Annotated in this window: 22 protein-coding genes; 16 read left to right on the plus strand and 6 right to left on the minus strand. The window is 65.8% G+C overall.

The annotated features are described in order from the left end of the window. Positions 1-5: 5 nt before the first annotated feature. From ACQR1B_RS12590 to ACQR1B_RS12655, 14 genes are all read left to right on the plus strand, one after another. Positions 6-1,451, plus strand: coding sequence for an aldehyde dehydrogenase family protein (locus ACQR1B_RS12590; RefSeq protein WP_434831791.1), 1,446 nt, complete (start codon positions 6-8; stop codon positions 1,449-1,451). Next, the gene (locus tag ACQR1B_RS12595) at positions 1,448-2,065 is read left to right on the plus strand and encodes an HD domain-containing protein (RefSeq protein ID WP_434831790.1); all 618 of its coding nucleotides are present in this window, start codon (positions 1,448-1,450) and stop codon (positions 2,063-2,065) included. Before ACQR1B_RS12590 ends, ACQR1B_RS12595 begins: the two co-directional genes overlap by 4 nt. Beyond that, positions 2,062-2,823 carry an SDR family NAD(P)-dependent oxidoreductase gene (locus tag ACQR1B_RS12600; RefSeq protein ID WP_434831789.1) on the plus strand — a complete coding sequence of 254 codons (762 nt, stop codon included), beginning with the start codon at positions 2,062-2,064 and terminating at the stop codon, positions 2,821-2,823. Before ACQR1B_RS12595 ends, ACQR1B_RS12600 begins: the two co-directional genes overlap by 4 nt. A gap of 16 nt (positions 2,824-2,839) precedes the next feature. Further along, entirely contained in the window at positions 2,840-3,163 is a 324-nt protein-coding gene (locus ACQR1B_RS12605) for a 2Fe-2S iron-sulfur cluster-binding protein (RefSeq protein WP_434831788.1), read from the plus strand. 465 nt (positions 3,164-3,628) lie between these two features. Further along, positions 3,629-5,113, plus strand: a complete 1,485-nt coding sequence (locus ACQR1B_RS12610; RefSeq protein ID WP_434831787.1) for an aromatic/alkene/methane monooxygenase hydroxylase/oxygenase subunit alpha — start codon at positions 3,629-3,631, stop codon at positions 5,111-5,113. A 96-nt stretch (positions 5,114-5,209) separates the two neighbouring features. Next, entirely contained in the window at positions 5,210-5,455 is a 246-nt protein-coding gene (locus tag ACQR1B_RS12615; RefSeq protein WP_434831786.1) for a toluene-4-monooxygenase system B family protein, read from the plus strand. Then, positions 5,448-5,828 (plus strand): Rieske 2Fe-2S domain-containing protein, encoded by a 381-nt coding sequence (locus ACQR1B_RS12620; RefSeq protein WP_434831785.1) that lies wholly within the window; start codon positions 5,448-5,450, stop codon positions 5,826-5,828. Before ACQR1B_RS12615 ends, ACQR1B_RS12620 begins: the two co-directional genes overlap by 8 nt. 10 nt (positions 5,829-5,838) lie before the next feature. Next, positions 5,839-6,147, plus strand: coding sequence for an MmoB/DmpM family protein (locus ACQR1B_RS12625; RefSeq protein WP_434831784.1), 309 nt, complete (start codon positions 5,839-5,841; stop codon positions 6,145-6,147). 24 nt (positions 6,148-6,171) lie between these two features. Next, a complete protein-coding gene (locus ACQR1B_RS12630) occupies positions 6,172-7,197 on the plus strand; it encodes an aromatic/alkene monooxygenase hydroxylase subunit beta (RefSeq protein WP_434831783.1) in 1,026 nt (341 codons plus the stop codon). A gap of 54 nt (positions 7,198-7,251) precedes the next feature. Next, positions 7,252-8,241 carry a 2Fe-2S iron-sulfur cluster-binding protein gene (locus tag ACQR1B_RS12635; protein WP_434831782.1) on the plus strand — a complete coding sequence of 330 codons (990 nt, stop codon included), beginning with the start codon at positions 7,252-7,254 and terminating at the stop codon, positions 8,239-8,241. A 34-nt stretch (positions 8,242-8,275) separates the two neighbouring features. Continuing rightward, positions 8,276-8,779, plus strand: coding sequence for a hypothetical protein (locus tag ACQR1B_RS12640; protein WP_434875129.1), 504 nt, complete (start codon positions 8,276-8,278; stop codon positions 8,777-8,779). A 4-nt stretch (positions 8,780-8,783) separates the two neighbouring features. Further along, complete coding sequence (locus ACQR1B_RS12645; protein ID WP_434831780.1) at positions 8,784-9,236, plus strand: 2Fe-2S iron-sulfur cluster binding domain-containing protein; 453 nt, start codon at positions 8,784-8,786, stop codon at positions 9,234-9,236. 357 nt (positions 9,237-9,593) lie between these two features. Next, positions 9,594-9,878, plus strand: a complete 285-nt coding sequence (locus ACQR1B_RS12650; RefSeq protein ID WP_434831779.1) for a helix-turn-helix domain-containing protein — start codon at positions 9,594-9,596, stop codon at positions 9,876-9,878. A gap of 238 nt (positions 9,879-10,116) precedes the next feature. Continuing rightward, entirely contained in the window at positions 10,117-11,163 is a 1,047-nt protein-coding gene (locus ACQR1B_RS12655; protein ID WP_434831778.1) for a SphA family protein, read from the plus strand. Positions 11,164-11,495: 332 nt separating this feature from the next. Here the strand turns inward: ACQR1B_RS12655 and ACQR1B_RS12660 are convergent, their stop codons facing one another. Beyond that, positions 11,496-12,290 (minus strand): SDR family NAD(P)-dependent oxidoreductase, encoded by a 795-nt coding sequence (locus ACQR1B_RS12660; RefSeq protein ID WP_434831777.1) that lies wholly within the window; start codon positions 12,288-12,290, stop codon positions 11,496-11,498. A gap of 122 nt (positions 12,291-12,412) precedes the next feature. On the opposite strand from ACQR1B_RS12660, the gene ACQR1B_RS12665 reads away from it, so the two are divergent. After that, entirely contained in the window at positions 12,413-13,381 is a 969-nt protein-coding gene (locus ACQR1B_RS12665; protein WP_434831975.1) for a GlxA family transcriptional regulator, read from the plus strand. Positions 13,382-13,461: 80 nt separating this feature from the next. Continuing rightward, positions 13,462-14,280, plus strand: coding sequence for an alpha/beta fold hydrolase (locus ACQR1B_RS12670; protein ID WP_434831776.1), 819 nt, complete (start codon positions 13,462-13,464; stop codon positions 14,278-14,280). 55 nt (positions 14,281-14,335) lie between these two features. On the opposite strand, the gene ACQR1B_RS12675 is transcribed toward ACQR1B_RS12670, so the two are convergent. From ACQR1B_RS12675 to ACQR1B_RS12695, 5 genes are all read right to left on the minus strand, one after another. Continuing rightward, positions 14,336-16,573 (minus strand): molybdopterin cofactor-binding domain-containing protein, encoded by a 2,238-nt coding sequence (locus ACQR1B_RS12675; RefSeq protein ID WP_434831775.1) that lies wholly within the window; start codon positions 16,571-16,573, stop codon positions 14,336-14,338. Between the two features lie 12 nt (positions 16,574-16,585). Continuing rightward, positions 16,586-17,035 carry a (2Fe-2S)-binding protein gene (locus tag ACQR1B_RS12680; RefSeq protein ID WP_434831774.1) on the minus strand — a complete coding sequence of 150 codons (450 nt, stop codon included), beginning with the start codon at positions 17,033-17,035 and terminating at the stop codon, positions 16,586-16,588. A 144-nt stretch (positions 17,036-17,179) separates the two neighbouring features. After that, entirely contained in the window at positions 17,180-18,427 is a 1,248-nt protein-coding gene (locus tag ACQR1B_RS12685) for an amidohydrolase family protein (protein WP_434831773.1), read from the minus strand. A gap of 135 nt (positions 18,428-18,562) precedes the next feature. After that, positions 18,563-19,189 carry an FMN-dependent NADH-azoreductase gene (locus ACQR1B_RS12690; protein WP_434831772.1) on the minus strand — a complete coding sequence of 209 codons (627 nt, stop codon included), beginning with the start codon at positions 19,187-19,189 and terminating at the stop codon, positions 18,563-18,565. Positions 19,190-19,192: 3 nt separating this feature from the next. Next, positions 19,193-20,788: an isochorismatase family protein gene (locus ACQR1B_RS12695; protein WP_434831771.1), complete on the minus strand. Its 1,596-nt coding sequence runs from the start codon at positions 20,786-20,788 to the stop codon at positions 19,193-19,195. Positions 20,789-20,794 lie beyond the last annotated feature (6 nt).

Below are 20,794 nucleotides of genomic sequence, written 5' to 3' on the forward strand. Positions count from 1 at the left end.
CGGACATGGACATGTTCATCGACGGCCGATGGGTTGCAGCCCAAGGCGGCGCGACCTTCGACGTCCTCGATCCCGCCACGGGCGATACGGTCGACCGTGTTCCGGATGCCGGCCGCGCGGATGTCGACGCCGCGATCCGGTCGGCCGAGACGGCGTTCCAGGCCTGGAAGGCGACGCCCGTCGCCGAGCGCGCCCGGCTGCAAAAGGCCGCGGCGCGGTTGATGCGCGAGCAGGCCGAGGATCTCGGCCGTCTGCTGACCCGGGAGCTCGGCCGTCCGCTGGCGGGCGCGATCGGCGAAATTCAGCGTTCTGCCGAATTGCTCGACGTCTATGCCGAGGAAGGCCTGCGCCTGCATGCCGAGATGCCGCTGACCGGCGTCGCCGGCGAGAAGATCATCATCACGCGCGAGCCAGTCGGAGTCGTGATCGCGATCACGCCGTTCAACTATCCGGTGACGCTGCTCTGCTTCAAGCTCGGCGCGGCGCTGATGGCCGGCTGCACCGTCGTCGCCAAGCCGGCCGAGGACACGCCGCTGTCGACGTTGCGGCTCGCCGAGCTGTTTCGCGCCGCGGGCTTTCCGGACGGCTGCTTCAACGTCGTGACCGGCCGCGGCCCCGACATCGGCATGCAGATGATCGAGCATCCGACGCCGCGCAAGATCGCCTTCACCGGCGGCACCAGGGCCGGCAAGGCGATTGCCGCAGCCGCGGCGGGAACGATGAAGCGCGTCACGCTCGAACTCGGCGGCCAATGTCCGGCGATCGTCTGCGCCGATGCCGACATCGGCGCGGCCGCCGCGGCCATCGCCCGTCACGCCTTCGCCAATTCCGGCCAGTTCTGCTACCGCGTCAATCGCGTCTATGTCGAGCGTCCCGCCTATGCGGCGTTCCTCGATGCGCTCGCCGACAAGGTCTTGCAGCTCGACGTCGGCAACGGGCTGACGTCGAATTGCGCGCTCGGGCCCGTCGTCAACGAGAAGATCTACCGCAACAGCGAGCGGCATATCGCCGACGCACGAGCCAACGGCGCAACCATCCGCACCGGCGGAGCGCGGTTGACCGGCGGCGACTACGACAAGGGCTGGTTCCTGCCGCCGACGGTCATCGCCGATGCCGGCCCTTCCACACTGATCATGACCGAGGAAACGTTCGGGCCGGTGCTCGGTGTCGCCGCATTCGACGATCGCCGGGAGGCGCTGCGGCTCGCCAATGCGACGGTCTACGGCCTCGCCGCCTTCGTGTTCTCGCGCAACCTCGCGACCGCACTGACCCTGGCCGAGCGCCTCGAAGCCGGCTCGGTCTGGGTCAACGACATCCAGCGGTCGAACCAGCGCGCGCCGTTCGGCGGCATGAAGCAGAGCGGGATCGGCCGCGAAAAAGGCCGCTACGGCATCGAGGACTATCTCGAATACAAGACCATCTATCTCACCTACGACGCGGAGCTGCGATGACGCACTATCTGCGCGAACAGGATCTGCCGATCTGGCTTGCGGCGCGGCCGTGGCTCGACGTGCGTTCCAACGACGAGCATACGCTGATCTCCTATCGTCTCGGCCAGGCTCTGCTGCGCCTCCATCCCGACGCAGACGCCTCCGTGGTGCTGCCTGCGATCCTGATGCACGACGTCGGCTGGAAGAAGTTTCCGCCCGAGCAGCTCGCAGCGGCCGTCGGTCCCAATCCGCGATATCCCGAGTTGCAGCGCGCCCACGAGATCGAGGGTGTGAAGATTGCCGCGGAGGCGTTCACGCGGCTGGCCATCCCCGGGCTGCAAATTGACACCATCCTGGCGATCATCGACGGACACGACACCCGCAAGAAGCCGATCTCGCGCGAGGATGCGCTGATGAAGGACGCCGACAAGCTGTGGCGCTTCACCGGCCATGGGGTCGCGACGATCGGCGGCTGGTTCGAGACGCCGCCGCGGGAGACGCTCGCGATGCTCGAGAGCTTCGTGCTGCCGTCGATGCTGACCGAAGCCGGCGCCACCATGGCTCAGGCGCTGATTGCAGAAGGAGTCGCGTCGGCGTTCATGACGGATCTCCTGCACATCGAGGTACCCGCATGAGTCCGATCCAGCTGCAAGGCAAGCGCGTCATCGTCACCGGCGCCGCCGGCGGGCTCGGCCGCGGATTTGCGCTCGCTTTCGCCGCGGCAGGTGCCGAGGTCGTCGCCGCCGACATCCGCCTCGGCGGCGCCGAGGACACCGCGCGACTGATCGGCGAGCGCGGCGGCAAGGCGTACGCCGCCGAGGTCGACGTCGCCGACGAGACGTCCACTGCGGCGCTCGGGCAATTCGCGCTCGCGCGCCTGGGCGGCGTGGACGTCCTGATCAACAATGCCGCGATCTATGCCGGGCTCGAGCGCCGCGGCTTCGAGGCGATCCCCGAAGCCGAGTGGGACCGCGTGATGCGCGTCAACATCAAGGGCGTGTGGATGATGAGCAAGGCGGCCGCGCCGCTGATGCGGCGTGCCGGCGGCGGCGCGATCGTCAACGTCTCGTCGGCCACCGTCATGAGCGGCTCGCCGATGTGGCTCCACTACGTGTCGTCGAAAGGCGCCGTCATCGCCATGACGCGCGCGCTGGCGCGCGAGCTCGGCGACGACAAGATCACGGTCAACGTCATCGCGCCCGGCTTCACCCTCACTGAGGCGAGCCTCGGCCTGATGGAGAACGCCGCCGAATATGGCGTGTCCCGCGGCGCATTGAAGCGCGCGGCCGACGTCGACGACATGGTCGGCGGCGCGCTGTTCTTCGCTTCGAAGGCCGCGGCCTTCATCACCGGGCAGACCCTGATCGTCGATGGCGGCCGGCAATTCATCTAGGAACACGCAACCAGCCATGCCCAAAATTACCTTCATCGAGCCCGATGGCACCGTGCGCCTCGTCGAGGCCGAGCCCGACGAGAGCGCCATGCAGGCGGCGAAGCGCAACGGCGTCGACGGTATCATCGGCGAATGCGGCGGCTCGTGCATCTGCGCCACCTGCCATTGCCATGTCGACGAGGCCTGGCTCGAGCGCGTCGGTCCTGCCGGCGACGTCGAGGCCGACCTGCTCGAATTCGAGGCCACCGACGTCCGTCCGGAGAGCCGCCTGGCGTGCCAGATCCCGATGACCGAGGCGCTGGACGGCCTCGTGCTGCACGTCGTCGGCCGCACCCGCTGACCAGCGGCCGGCCCGCGCCGGTTCCGCATCCACTCCATCGATCCGTCGCCGGCGCGGCGATCGACGTGTTAGCTCGCGACGCATTCATGCTTCGGTCATGACCCGCGTCGAGCCCCTCCCCTGGATCAATCGACGCGCATCGTCGACGTCTGGACGTTACGACGTCGGCGTCCTCGATCCGTTTTTGCACCGCATCACTCAGCTGCTGCAGTTGGTAACTGCACGTATAAGATCGCGCGCCAGACTGCGTCTCGTCATTTCACGCGCACGATCTCGACCAAAGAAAAACCAAAGAACGCCCCCTACACTGACCTTCAGACAACATCGAAACGGCGGTCTCTCGAATCTGTCGTCGAAGATCGTACGCCATCGATACGCGTTGCACAAAGTCCGTCCATCAAGGGTGGCGGTGCGACACGGACCAAGAAGAATCAAGGCGACCACATAGCTCGGGAGGAGCAACGCATGCCGAAGCTACAGCGGCGGGACTATTACGATACGGCCCGCGACATGAACTGGGCATTCTCCTATGTCAAGGAGGATGAGGTTTTCCCCGAAGAGCTCACCAAGAGCTTCGGCATCCACGGCGAGCAGTGGTGGGGCTGGGACGAGCCCTACAAGCTGACGTATCGCGAATACGTCCACAACCAGGCCGGCAAGGACGACGGCATCTACTCGATCCGCTCGACGATCGCGCGCTCCAATCTGTACGACAATCTCGACCCCGGCTGGAAATCGGCGATCAAGGCGCATTACGGCGCGATTCCGGTGCCGGAATATTTCGCCTCGATCGGCGAGGCGCGGATGGCGCGGTTCGGCCGCGCGGCCGCATGGCGCAACATGGCCACGTTCGGCACCCTCGACGAATGCCGTCACGGCCAGGCTCAGATCTACTTCCCCTATTGCCTCCTGGCCAAGGACCCGCAATTCGACTGGGCCCACAAGGCGATGCACACCAACGAGTGGGGCGTGATCGCGGCGCGCAGCCTGTTCGACGACATGTTCACCGCCAACGACGCGGTGTCGACGGCGATCCAGCTCACATTCACCTTCGAGACCGGCTTCACCAATCTGCAGTTCCTCGGCATGGCCTCCGACGCGCTGCATGTCGGCGACATCGAATTCGGTGCGCTGATCTCCTCGATCCAGACCGACGAGGCGCGGCATTCGCAACAGGGCGAGCCGACCCTGAAGATCATGATCAACAACGGCAAGAAGGCCGAGGCCCAGAAGCTGGTCGACCAGATGTTCTGGCGCTCGTGGAAGCTGTTCGCGCTGCTGACCGGCATCTCCATGGACTACTACACGCCGCTGGAAAGCCGGACGATGTCGTTCAAGGAGTTCATGCAGGACTGGATCTGCCGGCAGTTCATGGACCAGTTCAAGGATCTCGGCATGGAGCTGCCGTGGTACTGGGAGAAGCACTTCCTCCCCGAGCTCGACTGGGTCCATCACGCCTATCACATGGGCGTGTGGTTCTGGCGGCCGACGGTGTGGTGGAATCCCGACGCCGGCGTGTCCGCCGCCGAGCGCGACTGGCTCGAGCAGAAATATCCGGGCTGGAACGATCGGTTCGGCAAGCTGTGGGACGTGATCGGCGACAACGTCCGCACGGGCCGGATCGAGAAGACCTATCCGGCGACGCTGCCGATCGTCTGCAACTGCTGCCACATTCCGATCTGCACCCCGAGCGTCGGGCAGGCGCCGCGGATCACCACGCACAACGGGCGCAAGCTCAACTTCTGCTGCGAGGTCTGCGAATGGGTGTGGAAGAGCCAGCCCGAGCGCTACGACACCCATCTCTCGGTCGTCGACCGCTTCCTGGCCGGACAGATCCAGCCGCCGACATTGGAAGGCGCGCTGCAATACATGGGCATCACGCCCGACGTGGCCGGCAACGACGCACAAAGCTACGCCTGGGCCGGCGTGTCGCGGCTCGCGGCGGAGTGATCCGCTGACCGCTGCAACGACCCGCATGACGTGAAAGGGCCGCTCACGAGCGGCCCGCCAACACCGACACAACAACAACAGACATGGGAGGTAAGCGTGGCCCTGTTCCCGCTCCAAGCCAGTTTTCGCGGCGACTTCGTCGTCCTGCTGATCCCCGTCGACGACGGCGACGACATGAGCATCGTGGCCGAGAAGGTCGCGCAGCACGCGGTCGGACTCCGTGTCGCTGAGAAGAAGGCCTCGAAATCCGTCTACCACAACGGCCGCGAGCTGCCGTCCGCGATGACGGTGGCGCAGTCCGGAATCCAGCCGATGGACTGGATCGAGGTGGCCTATGTCTGACGAGGCCGGCGTGACGTGGCGGCAGGTCGCGACCCTGGACGACCTCTGGGAAGGCGATTTTCTCGGCGTCGAGGTCGACGGCGAGGAGGTGATCATCGTGCATCTGCCGGGCGGCGAGCTGCGCTGCTTCCAGGGCATGTGCCCGCATCAGGAGATCCTGCTGGCGGACGGCAAGATCGATTTCGAAGCCGGCACCATCACCTGTTCGGCCCATGAATGGGAATTCAGCATGAACGACGGCCGCGGCCTCAACCCGCGGGACTGCCGCCTCTTCCGCTACGAGGTGAAGAAGGACGGCGAGGCCATTCTGGTCGGTGTGCCCAACGACGGACGGCTCCGCCGCCTGCGCCACAAGACCGAACAGGACGCATAGGACAAAGCCCATGACAACCACAGCCAACACACCGGCACTGAAACTGGTCGGCCCCGTCATCAGGGGCGTCGACGAAGACATCATCGACGCCGTGATTGCGGCGAGCGAGCAGGACAATCCGGACGTCGAGATCGTCATCGAGGACCGCGGCGGCTACGTCCGCATCCAGGCCGACCGAAACTTCCGCCTGACGCAGAAGAGCATGCAGGCGGCGCTCGGGCGGCCGTTCCGGCTCGCCGAGATCGAGCCGAGCCTGGTCTCGTTCGGCGGCCGGCTCGATTCGATGGACGACGAGTGGGTCTGGACGATCCACACATAAGAAATAATTCCGGGAGGAAGCGCCATGACCGCGATGACCACGAAGACGGCCGAACGTAAGCAAAAGAAGACCTGGAGCCTTTGGACCGAGCGCCGGCTGCCGTCGGAATACGAGGCCGTCACCTACAAGTTCCACAGCCATTTCCGCCGTGCGCCGGCGCCGTTCGAGCTGTCCGAGAACTGGTCGATCAACCAGTTCTATCTCAAGCATCGCGAAGGCTCGCGACTCATGCTGGACGATTGGGAGGGCTATCGCGATCCCCTCACCTACACCTATCGCCGCTATGTCGGCGACCAGAAGGACCGCGAAGTCTATTGCGACAATCTGATCGACGAGTTCGAGCGCCGGGACAGCTACCGCAAGCTTTCCGCGGCGTGGCTGGACTTCCTCGCCCAGTTCTATCTGCCGGTCCGGTTTCCCGGGCATGCGATGCAGATGAGCGCGGCCTATGTCGCGCAGATGGCGCCGTCGGCCTTCGTCACCAACACCTTCTACTTCCAGATGGGCAACGAGATGCGCCGCGTGCAGCGCCAGGCCTATCTGGCCAAGGCGCTCGCGCTCGACACCGGCCGCCCGGAACTCGCCGACAGCGGCATCGTCCGCACGGTGTGGACCCAGGCGCCGCAATGGCAGGGCCTTCGCGAGCTGATCGAGAAGCAGCTGATCGCCTATGATTGGGGCGAGGCCTTCGCCTCCCGCAATCTGGTGCTGCGCCCGATCTTCGATCACGTCTTCAATCGCGAAATCGCCAACCTGGCGCGGGCGAACGACGACGACCTGCTGGCGCTGCTGCACGACGACTTCAGCAACTATGACGAAGCCTATGCCGTCGAAACCACCAAGGCGCTGGTGCGCTATATCACCGGGAAGGTCCCCGCGCATGCCGTTCTGCTGCGGGAGTGGATCGCGAAGTGGATGCCGCTCGGCGAACAGGCCGCACGCGGCCTGAGCGAGGCACTTGCGGCCGCGCCCGGCTCCGACGGCGCAAAGGCGATCCTCGATCGCACCCTGACGGCCCAGGCGCGGCTGATCACCGATTGCGGCTTGTAGTTGGCAGGCGGTCGGCGTCCTGCGCCGACCGCCCGAGCCGGAAGGATGGCGTCGATGACCCGGCAACTTCGCATCGAACCCGACGGTGTCGCGATGGACGCGGCCGACCATGAAACCATCCTTCAGGCCGCGCGGCGCGCGGGCGTTGCGCTGGCCTACGAATGCGGCTGGGGCAGTTGCGGCTCCTGCAAGGTGACGCTGGTCGACGGTCAGGTCGAGCTGATCTTTCCCGGTGCGCCGGCCGTCAATCCGCGCGACGCGCGGCGCAACCGCATCCTGGCCTGTCAGTCCCGCGCGATTTCGGACATCACCATCACACGAGGTCCCGGCACATGGTCCGCGCCGGCGCCCCGATGCGTCGAGCAACCGGCTGTCCTGCGCGACGTCGTCGATCTCGCGCCGGAGGTTCGCCAGTTCAGCTTCGAGACGGCCGAGCCGATCGATTTCCGGCCCGGTCAGTATGCGATCCTGCATCTCGGCGCGGACCTGCGACGCAGCTATTCGATGTGCAACCTGCCGGGCAGCAATGTCCTGCAATTCATTGCCAGGCGCTACGATGGCGGCAAGGGCAGCAATGCACTGGCGGCGCTGACGCCGGGCGCGCGCATCACCATCGAGGCGCCCTTCGGCGCCTGCACCCTGCGGCGCCAGCCCGGCCGCAAGGTATTCGTCGCCGGAGGCACCGGCATTGCGCCGATTCTGGCGATGATGCGCGAGGCCGCGGACGCGCGCCTCGATTTCGGACCGCCCGCGGATGTGATCTACGGCGCGCGAACGCCGGCCGATCTCGCCGCCGGCGACATGCTGCAAGCGGCCATCGCGCGCGTTCCGCAGGCGCGATATCGGCCCGTGGTCGAGAACGCGCCATCGGGCTGGCCGCATGCGGCGGGCTTCGTCACCGATGCGATTAAGGCGACCGTGCCCGATCCGGCCGCGGCAGAGTTCTACGTGGCTGGCCCGCCGGTGATGGTCAATGCCGTCAAATCGCTCCTGCGCAGCGCCGACGTCCCGATCACGCAGGTTCACTATGACAGCTTCGGCTAGGACGAGCTTGCGCAGCGAGCCCCCCATCTGGACGATGGCGCCGGCGTTACGCCGTCTCGCGACGCGCCAAGGCGCGGCGCCGCGGTTGGAGCCGACGTGGCCCTGCCGCCAGCTCGACGACACCTCGCCTGCGGGATACGCCGCGCGACTCGCGTCATGCGCGTGCACGCTGGCCGGCGTCGAAGAGGTGCCGGCGCCGCTGAATGCTCGGGGCCGCGCCTGCGCGCTCGACGACATCCATGCCATGGGCCAGCCGGAAGCCTTCATCTTCGCGCCGGTATGGCTCATCGTTCGTCCCGACGGCTCGCTGCATCTGACGCTGCGGCCGGAATGGGCGCAGAAAGTCGTGGCCAAGGGCTGGGGCACGGTGCATCCGTTCGCGCGCTACATGGCCGGCGCCGTGCCGCCGCAGAGCCTCGTCATCTACGCGCCGCGCGATGACGGCGAGCTGACGATTGCCGCACGCATCATCGTTGCGGCCCATTGCTACGCGACCGGCCGCATCGGCGAGGTCGCGCTGCCCGATAGCCGGTGGTGAACCCATGACGGAACTACCGGCCATGACCGATGAAGGCGGCACCGCGCGGTTTCGCATCCGGCTCGAACGGCCGGACGGCGTCTTCAGCTTCGACGCGGCGGCCGACGAGTATCTGCTCTACGCCATGCGCGATGCCGGCATCGACAGTCCCTACATCTGCGAACAGGGCTGGTGCATCGCCTGTGCGGCGCGGCTTCTGGCGGGCGAGGTCGATCGCTCCGGCGCGCTCACGGTGTATGCCGAGGACGTCGAAGCCGGCTTCGTGCTGCTGTGCTCGACCAAGCCGCGTTCCGACCTGGTCCTGAGCCAGGACGAGCGCCAGACCCGCAGAGACATGATGCAGCACCGGCTCGAGCACAACCTGCTCGCACGCGCCTATCCGCCCGATGCCCGCGTCCGCTTCCGCCGCGGACGAGCCACGGCGCGAATCGACACGCGAGACGACCACTCGTCGTAATTCAGGGCGCATGGCCTTCGTCGCAAGGGCAATCGGCTGGGCATCCAAGCTCTCAGGGCGGTTCGAAATCGTGTGAGATCATCCGGTAAAGGCGAGGACCATCATCGTTCACTCCAACAACATCAACCCGACATGCCGATGGATGAATGAGACACGGTGCGGTTGGATCCTCGCAAAGCCTCGCCGTATTTGCTCGGTTCAATGCCATCGTCATTGCATCGGCACGAATTCTCGGAGTGCCTATCCCCGGTGCTTGGCCGCAGGAGGACTGCTGGGTCTTTTCATATCCAGACGTCCAACAGTTCCTTCTCGGCAAAACGTTTCCACTTCAGTAACGGCGCATGGACGCAGCGGAAAATGCTTGTGATCACGCGACAGATAAAAGCAGCGCGATCCCTTCTGGGGTGGGCGCAATTCGAACTTGCGTCGCAGGCGGGAGTTGCAATTTCAACGATCCGCCGCCTGGAAGGTCTGCAGGGCCCCATCGGCGCGCACTTCGAAACGATCGAAAAGATAAGAGCAGCATTCGAGAATGCTGGAATCGAATTCATGGGCAACCCCAGCCCTGGGGTTCGACTGAAAGCCCAACTCGGACGTGAGTTGCGACTTGCCACTGGCGAGGATGGCCGCGACTCCAGCTAATTACCAACATAGATCGACAAGATTGTATGTGAGATACGAATACTTGTATTCATGTTCCGAATAGGCAACGCGCCCGAACTAATGAGCATTCATTACTCGTTTTCCGATTACAAATAATAAGAATTCTTTTATCCCTAACATACTCGTCGTGCGATCCGCGAGGCTGACGGAATGGCGCAGGGAAGCTCGTCGCGCATCACCTGGAAAGGGGAACGTTATGGATTTTAGGAAAGTCGTTGTGGCTACTTTCGGTGTGACCGCCGTAGCACTTACCAACGCCAACGCCTTTGAGCTTGGCTCCACGGGCAGGTTGCAGCCACCCGGACTCGTCCTCGGCAACGCCGCAACGGCGCCGCCGCCAGGTCTCTACATGTTCAATCAGGCATTCACCTACCAATCCAACGCGGTCGGCCCCGGCGCGGATTTCATCAAGCGGAACCTCAATGGAGGGAAAGGTACGTCCGCCAGTGCAGACGCCGCAGCGACCGGCCTTCTCTGGGTTCCGGGTTGGACTTTCCTCGGCGGCACTTATGACGCTGTCATCGCGCAGCCCTTCATCAGGGCCGACTTCAGCTCTCCTTTTAATTTCTCCGATGCCGGGATGCACAACACGTTCATTGCGCCGGTCGAGCTGAGTTGGAAACTCGGAGACAGCGGTTTCTTTGTGAAATCTGGATTGGGTGTTTGGGCTCCCACCGGAACGCAAACGGGTACTGGCTTCCCGGGTGGATTTGCTCCCGCCTTGGCGGCTCTTGGTACAGCCCCTAGGGGCTTGTCCAATGGCTTGGGCAATTGGGGGAATCCGTGGTGGACGTTCCAACCGACCGTTGCGGTCTCTTACTTGAACGATGGCTGGAATCTCACGGCCAACACGTTTCTAGAAATCAATACGAAAAACACGATCACAAACTACACGAGTGGTGACGTCCTGCATGTTGAACTGACAGCAACCAAGACCATTGGCAAGTGGACTTTCGGGCCGGTTGGCTACTACATCGGGCAAATCACCGACGATAAGTCCAGCGCGTTCTACAATGGTGCGATCGGCTCCAATAGATACAACGTTTGGGCCGCGGGTGGCCTCGTCGGTTACGATTTCGGTCCTGCGGCACTGAAGCTGTGGGTCGTCAATGAGTTCTCAGCCAATGCCTCAGGCGGCACCATGTTTGGTCCCGGCGTTGACAGTGCGTTTGTCACCAAGGGATGGACGGTTTTTACTCAATTGAGCTATCGACTTTGGGCGCCGGATGAACCAGCGGCAACGCCCAAGCTCTACCGTAAATAATTAGCAGCATTGAGCATTGGCCCAAATGGCGCTGCATCTGCTGCTGCGCCACTCTTCCGATCGAAGCGGCAAGGCACGCCCATCGGCCCCTGTGACGTGCTGATCGCGCGGCCAGACCTTGGTGACCGCCAACACCGCCGAATTTAGTCGTGTCCCGGCCTCCAGGTCCTGGACTGGGCCGCGTGACTGGGCTCCCCGGTGCCGGATGAGCGGAGTTGAGGCGGCGGCCTGCCTGCATGGGCGCGACGGCAGCCCCATGCAGCTCGACGCACAATCGGAAATTGACTAGAATCTGGCGACAGCCGCTCGCGCGTTGCTGAGCCCAACTCGCCTCAGGCGCGATAGCGCTCGGCAACCAACGCGTTCGACAGATGCGGCAGCATGGCCTGCCGCGCGGCTTCCCAGGCGTCGAACTCGGCGCCGTCGGCGAGCGAGGGCACGGTGGCGAACTCACCGCGATCGAGCCCGCGCAACGCGGCGTCGACCAGATCGGCTGCGGTCATCACCCATTCTTTCGGCAGGTTGCTCGCCGGCAGGCCGGCAATGTCCCAGAACTCGGTGCCGGTCGCGCCGGGCAGCACGACCTGCACATGCACGCCGGTCCCGGCGAGCTCCTTGCGCAGCGACTGGCTGAAGGCGAGCACGAAGGATTTGGTGCCGCCATAGACGCCGTTCAAAACCTCCGGCCCGATCGCGACGATGGAGGCGATGTTGATGATGGTGCCCTGCTTGCGCGCGACGAATTGCGGTACGGCCGCGTAGGTCAGCCGCAGCGGCGCCGTCACGTTGATCGCCACCATCTTCTCCATTTCGTCGACGGCGGCGCTGGCAAGCGGCGCGGCGCTGCCGAAGCCCGCATTGTTGACGAGGTGAGTGATCGAGGCGTCCGTCGCCAGAACGGCCTCGACCTTGGCGAGATCGTCGCGCGCCGTGAGGTCGGCGACCATTGTCTTCACCTTCACGCCGTGGCGCGTCGTCAGCTTGTCGGCGATCGCGGTCAGGCGATCCTGGTTGCGGGCGACCAGGATGAGATCATGGCCGCGCGCGGCGAACCGATCGGCATAGACGGCGCCGATGCCCGAGGAGGCGCCGGTGATGAGGACGGTGCCTTTGGTCTGGCTGGTCATGGCTGGATTTCCCTTCTCGTGTCCGCCGGAAGCGGAGCTTGTTGCATTGCGGGAAGGTAGCGCTGGACCTACATGTCTCAAACGACATATAACCGGCAAATCGAGACATGAGGAGTATCGCGGTGCGCCAGATCGGCTTCATCATGGAGGACGGCTTCCAGATCATGGGCGTGGCGGCCTCGACCGCATTCGAATTCGCCAACATCCAGAAGGGCGAGCAGGTCTATCGCGTGACCGTCATGTCCGAGCATGGCGGCCCGATCCGCTCGACCTTGGGGGTGCGTGTCGACACCCAGCCTTTGGGGGATTTTCCCGACACGCTCATGGTCGTCGGCGAATTGCTGCCGCGGCCGGCCAGTCCCACGCTGCGCGCCTATATCGCGCAGGCGGGTGAGAAGTCCCGCCGCGTCGCCGGCGTCTGCACCGGCGCATTCCTGCTCGCCGAAGCCGGCCTGCTCGACGGCCGCAGCGCGACCACCCATTGGGCGCATGCGAGCGAGCTGCAGCGGCGCTTCCCCACTGTCCGCGTCGACGACGACCGCATCTTCGTGTCCGACGGCAACATCTGGACGTCGGCCGGCATGACCGCGGCGATCGACCTCGCGCTCGCGCTGATCGAGGACGATCACGGCGCCGAGCTGTCGCGCGCCGTGGCGCGGCGCCTCGTCGTCTATCACCGCCGCCCAGGCGGACAGTCGCAATTCTCGGCGTTGCTGGAGCTCGAGCCGCGCTCCGACCGCGTGCGCCGTGCGCTCACTTACGCCAAGGAAAATTTGCGCAACCCGCTGAGCGTCGAGGAGCTTGCGGAAGCCGCCAGCCTGAGCCCGCGCCAGTTCAGCCGAATCTTCCGCGAGGAGACCGGACAATCGCCGGCCAAGGCCGTCGAGCGCCTGCGGCTCGAGGCGGCCAAGGCGATGCTGGAGGATGGCCGCCATTCGATGGATGTGGTGGCGCGCGACACCGGCTTTGCCGATCGCGACCGCATGCGCCGCGCCTTCCTGCGCTTCTTCGGCCAGCCGCCCCAGAGCCTGCGCCGCAGCCTGCGGCTGATCGACGGAGAGCCTGAGGAAGCAGCAGCCGACATGTCCTGAATCGACGCGTCTGTGTCGTTTGAGGCGTCGCTCGCCTCTCCTACGCTCTCTCATCATCTGACGGACCGAGGAGAGAGATCATGAGCGACGATGCAACTATCCGCTGGCTGGCCACTTCACGCGGCAAGCTCGCCTGGCGCGAGGACGGCCCGGCCGCCGGCGTGCCGCTGCTGCTGTTGCAGCGCTTTCGCGGCACCATGGACGATTGGGACCCCGCCTTCATCCAGGCGATCGCGGCCGAGCGCCGCGTGATCCGCTTCGATAGCTCAGGCATCGGCCGCTCCGAGGGCGAGGTGCCGGATAGCATCGGCGGCATCGCCGCCGTCGCGGCCGAACTGATCAGTCTGCTCGGTCTCGGCCAGATCGACGTGCTCGGCTGGTCGCTCGGCGGCGTGGTCGGCCAGCAGCTCGCGCTCGACGCGCCGCATCTGGTGCGCCGGCTGATTGTCGCCGGATCGAGCCCCGGCCCCATCGCGGACGGACCGCAGGCGCATCCGCGTGTCGCGCAGGTGATGACCAGGTCGGAGAACGGACCGGAGGACTTCCTGTTTCTGTTCTATCCGGAAACGGAGACGGCGGTGGCCGCCGGACGCGCCTCGCTGGCGCGCATCGCCGCGCAGCCGCAGCTCGGACCGAAGGTGACGGCGGCCTCGTTCATGGCCCAGGTCAAGGCGATCTCGTCCTGGCCCGGCGTGCTGCATCGGGCGAAGGAGCTGCGCCTGCCGATGCTGGTCGCCAACGGCGCGCACGACGTGATGCTGCCGGCCTATCGCTCCTACGTGCTGTCGCAGCAGGCGCCGGACGCCAAGCTCGTGCTGTATCCAGACGCGGGGCACGCCTTCCTGTTTCAGGAGATCGACGACTTTGCCGCCGAAGTGGACAGATTTCTCACGCGCTGATGACAAGGCATCCCGGCACGCTGTGCCGGGATGCAGACTCTTCTGACAGATTCTATTAGACGCCGAGCTTCGCTTTCGCCAGCGGCAGGCTGCGCACGTGCCGGCCCGTCAGCGCAGCGACGGCATTGACCACCGCCGGCGCGATTCCCGGCAGGCCCGGCTCGCCGACGCCGCCCATCGGCGCGCCGCTCTCGACGATCTCGACCGTGACCTTCGGCATCGCGCTGCGCGACAGGATCGGATAGTCGTCGAAATTATGCGACTGCCGGACGCCGTCCTTGTAGACGAGTTCCTCGAACAACGCCGCCGACAGGCCGAGCGCCGCCGCCGATTCCACCTGCGACTTGACGATCGCGGGATTGACGATGCTGCCGGGATCGAACGCGATCCAGAGATTGTGGACCTGCACCTCACCCTGTTTCAGCGAGACCTCGGCGATGGTCGCAGTCTCGGAGCCGAACGGCGAGGCCAGCGCCACGCCGCGCGCACGCTTGCTGCCGTCGACCTCGTACGGTCCACGCTTCCAGCCGCCGGACATGTTCGCCACCGTCTCCAGCAGCTTCAGATGGCGCGGCCTGTCCTTCAGCAACGCGAGGCGCAGCTGATACGGATCCTGCTTGCCGGCATCGGCGATCTCGTCGAGGAAGCCTTCGTAGAAATAGTCGTTCATGGAGTGGCCGACCGAGCGCCAGAACGCGATCGTCACGGGGTGCGCGAACCTCGCATACTCCATGCTGCGATTGGGGATCGCATAGGGCTTCTCGACGATGCCCTCGACGGCGGAGCTGTCGACCTTGCCGCCGGCGGTGACTCCGAACCAGCGGCCCATCGGCCCCTCGCCGACGGTGCGCACCTGGATCGCCGTGGGCTTGCCATCCTTGTCGAGCGCCGCCTTGAAACGGCTGAAGCTCAAGGGGCGCAGCGCGTCCATCTTGAACTCCTCCTCGCGCGACCACAGCACCTTGACCGGACGCTGCGTCGCCTCCGCCAGCAGGATCGCCTGCTGGAACGGATTGGACGAGCCATAGGCGAAGTGCCGGCCGAAGAAGCCCCCGAGCATCGGCGAATGCAGGATCACCTTGTCCGGCGCGATGCCGGCAAGCTTGGCGGCGATGCCCTGGAACAACTCCGGCATCTGGTTGGGTACCCACAGCTCGAGCGAGCCGTCGGGATTGAAGCGTGCCATCGACGATGGCGGCTCGAGCTGGCCGTGCGCAAGATACGGCGCGTCGTACTCGGCTTCGACGATGGTGGCAGCGCCGGCAAAGGCCGCAGCGACATCGCCGTCCTTCTCCGCAGACACGCCGCTCGCATCGGATGCCTTCAACGCGGCGAGCAGGCCCGCCGAGGAGTAGTCCGCCGCGACCGCGTCGAAGCCGCTCGCCGGCGCCTTCGACCAGGCGACATCCAGCGCCTCGACCGCCCTGCGCGCGCGATACCAGCTATCGGCGGTGACCGCGACGGCGCCCGGCAGCCTGTGCACGGCGTCAACGCCCGGCATCGCCTTCACGGCCGCTTCGTTGCCGATGCGCTCCGGCTCGGTGCCGAGCACCGGGGCATGCTGGATGGCGGCATAGAGCATGCCGTCGACCTTCTGGTCGATCGCATAGACCGCCTTGCCGGTCGATTTGGCACGGACATCGAGCCGCGCCATCGGCTGGCGGATGTAGCGGAAGGTGGCGGGATCGCGCAGCGCCACGTTGTCGGCGGGTGCCAAAGCGAGCGCTTGCTCGGCGACCTCGCCATATGACACGCGCCGGTTCGACGCGGCATGCACCACCTGACCGTCCTCGGTCGTCAGCGTGTCCGGCTTGACGTTCAGCTTGGCCGCCGCAGCACGGATCAGCATCTCGCGGGCGCTGGCGCCGAGCTTGCGCATCACCTCATAGCTCGACCGGGTCGAGAAGCTGCCGCCGGTCAACCGCAGACCGTTAATGATCGCGTAGTCGGGACCGGGCGGCGCACATTCCACCTCGAACCGGCTCGGGTTTACGTCGAGCTCCTCGCCGACGATCTGGGCGAGACCAGTATTGATCCCCTGCCCGCCTTCGACGAACGGGCTGAGCAGCTTGATCGTGTTGTCCTTGCCGATGACCAGGAACGCCGGCACGCGCGTGCCGGGCTTCACGGACACCGCACTCTGCGCCTCCGCGCGCAACGCCGGCAGCAGCGTGCCGAGCACGAAGGCGCCCACACCCAGTCCGAGCAGGCGGCGGCGCGACAGGTTGGTGACGCCCTGCGCCGAAATCAGCGGCAGCGCGGCGGACAAGTCGGTCTTGAGGAAGGCATTCATGACGAGGTCTCCTCAGGCCCGGGCCGCACGACGGATCGCGGCAGCAATGCGGTTATACGTGCCGCAGCGGCAGAGATTGGTCATGGCGTCGGCGATGTCGGCGTCGGACGGCTTCGGATTCTGCTTGAGCAGCGCGGTCGCCGCCATCACCTGCCCGGACTGGCAATAGCCGCATTGCGGCACCTGGTCGGCCACCCAGGCCTCCACGACCTTGCGGCCGACGCCATCCTGCTCGATCGCATCGATGGTGCGAATGTCGGACGCGCCGATGCTGTCGAGCGGCACCTGGCACGACCGCGTCGCCTGGCCGTCGATCATGACCGTGCACGCGCCGCATTGCGCGATGCCGCAGCCATATTTGGTGCCGGTCAGCCCAAGCGTATCCCTGAGCACCCAGAGCAATGGCGTATCGGCCTCGGCCGCGACCTCGTAGTCGCGGCCGTTCACGTGAATCTTCGTCATGACGGTCTGCACCCTGATGTGAAGCGATCAGGCTACAGGCGACCGAGCCGCTATCACATGACAAAAGTCCGGCAATTCCGGACATCATGCGTGATGGACCGTCGCGGCCGATCGACGCCTGGCCGCAGTCGCGTATCCCCGCGATTAGGCACCCAGCCTGTCGCTGTGGATCTTGCCGGCCTTCATCACCAGGGGAATGCGATCGCCTTGGCCGAGCAGACATGAAATGTCATGCAGCGGATTGCCGTCGACGACGAGGACATCGGCGAAGGCACCCGGCGCGATCCGCCCGAGCTTGCCTTCCATGCCGAGCACTTCGGCACCGACAAGCGTAGCGCTCGCAATCGCCTCGCGTGGACCAAGAATCTCGGCGCGAATCCGGAACTCGTCGCTCTGCAGCCGCTGCGACGGGCCCAGCAGGTCGCTGCCAAACCCCATCTTGACACCGGCCTCGCGATAGATCGCGAGCGAGCGCAGGCCGGCGTCGCGCACGTCGGCGATCTTGGCGACGCTCTCCGGCGGCAGGCCGTATTGCGCGCCCTCATTGGCCAGCGCTTCGTAGGTGACCAGCGTCGGCACCACGTAGACGCCGTGCTCGGCCATCAGCCGCGCGGTCGGCAGGTCGACGAGGTTGCCATGCTCGATGGTGCGCACGCCGCAGCGCACCGCGCGCGCAATCGCTTCCGCCGTGTAGGCATGCGCCAGCACATAGGTGCCGCGTCCCCTCGCCTCGGCGACGATGGCGCGGACTTCGTCCTCGGAATAGCCGAACGCGCCGACCGGATCGGTCGGCGAGGCGACGCCGCCGGAGGCCATGATCTTGATCTGGTCGGCGCCCATCTGCAGCTCCTCGCGCACCGCCTTGCGCACGCCGTCGACGCCGTCGGCCACGCGCGCCAGCGCACCGACCCGGACGCAGCACGGGCATGGCGCGTTGTCGGAGAGAAAATCGGTGCGCGCCCGCATGTCGCCATGGCCGCCGGTCTGGCTCAGCGCGCGGCCGGACACGAACAGCCGCGGACCATCGGTGAGGCCGGTGTCGATCGCCTGCTTGAGCGCGTAGCCGGCGCCGCCGGCGTCACGCACCGTGGTGAAGCCCCGCCGCAGCATGCCGCGGAGCAGAATCGCCGAGCGTAGCGTCACCAGCACGTTCGGCATCTGCACCTGCTGCGCGAGATTGAGCTCGACGGCGATGGCATGCACATGCAGGTCGATCAGGCCGGGCATCAAGGTGCGGCCCTTCAGGTCGATCCTCCGGTCCACGCTCGTCGGCAGCGGCTTGTCCGAGACCTCCTTGATCAGGCTGTCCTCGACCAACACATGCATGCCCTCGCTCAATTCGGGCTGCAGCGGATCGAGCAGAGAGGCGTTCTCGAACAGGATGGTCGGCATCATCATTTCCTTAGCGCAGGACCGGAGGTCCATTAGACGGGCGATCAGTCCGGGCCACGATGCCCCGCGCCGGCGGCGCGGCGCAAGGCTCCCTCCTGCATGGGTGTCATCATGTGCGCTGAGATCACCGGCCCGTCAGAACCGTGCGGCGATCTCCACGAGCTGCCGGTGCGCCCTGTCCCGCGCCGCGCTCGTGTGCCCGGCCGGTCCGCTGGTCGGGCCGATCGCAACGAACCTGACGTCGCGGAGCCCCATGAAGCGCAGCGCCTCGCGCAGATAGGGCGTCGCCAGATCGGTCCGGCTGCGGCTCATGCCGGTCGTGAAATCACCGCCGCTCGCCAGGATCACCAGTGTCGGGCGGTCCTTCAACAATGGGAGATAGCCGATGACAGGATCGAAGCGGAAGGTGAGGCCCGGCTGGTTGATGATGTCGAGCCAATGCTTGAGCTTGTAAGGGATGCCGAAATTCCACATCGGCGTCGAGATCATCACGCGCTCGGCGAGATCGAGCCGCACCGCCATGCGCTCGGCGGCCGCGAACGCGGCGCGCTGGCCGTCGGTGAAGGCGCGGCCGCCCATGCGGGCGTATTTCGCCTGCAGGATCTCGCCGTCGAACTCCGGCAGCGACTCGCGCCACAGATTCATCTCGTCGATCTCCCAGCCCGGCCGTACCTGCCTGAAGCGGTTGAGAAAGGTGCTCGCAGCGGCGCTGGACTCGGAGTCCGCGCGCGGCGAGGCGACGAGATGAAACAGCTTGGGCATCCCCTACCCCAGCGCCTTGATCACGGCATCGGCCCTGGTCACGACGGAGACGTTCTGCAGGGCGAAGTTGATCGCCGCATGGTGCCAGTCGGCGTTCATGGTCGAGCAGCAATCCTCCGGCACCACCATGAAGTAGCCCTTGTCGGCACCGGTGCGCGCGGTGTGCTCGACCGACATGTTGGTCCATGCCCCGGTGTTGATGATGACGTCGCGCCCGGTGGCCTTGAGGATGGTCTCGAGCCGCGTGCCTTCCCAGGCGCTCATCCGCATCTTCTCGACCACGAAGTCGCCGCTGCGCGGCTCGAGCCCGGCGACCGGCGCCGCTCCCCAGCTGCCGCGCACCATGGCCTTGCTGTCGACCAACCCTTCGAACAGCGGCGCGTTCAAGGTCACGCCGGGCGCGCCGGGCTCGACGACGAACCAGACGTGGATGATGACGACGCCGCGCGCACGCGCGACCTCGGCGAGCCGGCGGACGTTGTCGACGACGCGCTGCTGCTTGGCATGCCCAGGCGCGCCGGAGTCGGAGAAGGCGCCACCGTCCATGATGACGTCGTTCTGCAGGTCCTGGATGATCATCGCACAGCGGCGCGGATCGAGCTGCATGTCGCCAGATGCCAGCTGCGGCGCCGCTGGCGCTGATATCGCGCTGGACATCGCCGGGTCTGCCGTTGACGCCCCGCGACTTCGCGCGCTCATATACGGCTCGTGGCGCGGACCGAGCTTGGTCGCGATCGCATAGACCGAATGGGTGGCGGTGAGATAGAGCGTGCGAAACTCAGGCCCGCCCCAGGAGAGATTCGCGACCAGCTCCGGCACGCGCACCTTGCCGAGCAGTTCGCCGGTGGGGGCATAGACCCAGACGCCGCCGGGTGCGGTGACCCAGATATTGCCGCGCTGATCGCATTTCATGCCGTCGGGCACGCCCGGCTCGAGCTCGGAACGGATGCCGCTGGCGAAGACGCGGCCGCTGGACAGCGCGCCATCGCTGCCGACGTCGAAGACGCGGATCAGCGCCTGCACGGTGTCGTTGACATAGAGCAGCGTCTCGTCGGGCGAGAAGCACAGCCCGTTGGGCTGGTCGAACAGATGGCGGTCGACCAGCAACCGCGGTGCGCCGCCGCCCGGCGGCACGCGGTAGACGCCCTGGAAGCCGAGTTGGCGCGGCCGCTCGACGCCATAGACCGGCATGCGGCCATACCAGGGATCAGAAAAATAGATCGCGCCGCTGGAATGGACGCAGACATCGTTGGGACTGTTCAGCTCCTGGTTCTCAAAATGCGAGGCCAGGATCTCCCTGCGGCCGTCGGGACGCTCGCGCACCAGCGACGACGTCGCATGCTCGCAGACGATCAAATTGAGCTCGGCATCGTAGGTCATGCCGTTGCACTTGTTCGACGGCCGCCGCATCTCGACCACGCCGCGCTTCGCATCCCAGCGGCGGCGGACATCGGCCGGCATGTCGGAGAACAGCAGGAACTGCTCGACCGGATGCCAGATCGGCCCCTCCGTGAACTCGAAGCCGGTCGCAACCTGCGCGACAGGTGCGTAGGGGTCGATCAGGCTCTCGAATTCAGGGCGCAAGGTGACGTGGGTCATGACTGC

Origin of the sequence: Bradyrhizobium oligotrophicum (genome assembly GCF_051168495.1) — a bacterium.
Lineage (GTDB): Bacteria > Pseudomonadota > Alphaproteobacteria > Rhizobiales > Xanthobacteraceae > Bradyrhizobium > Bradyrhizobium oligotrophicum_A.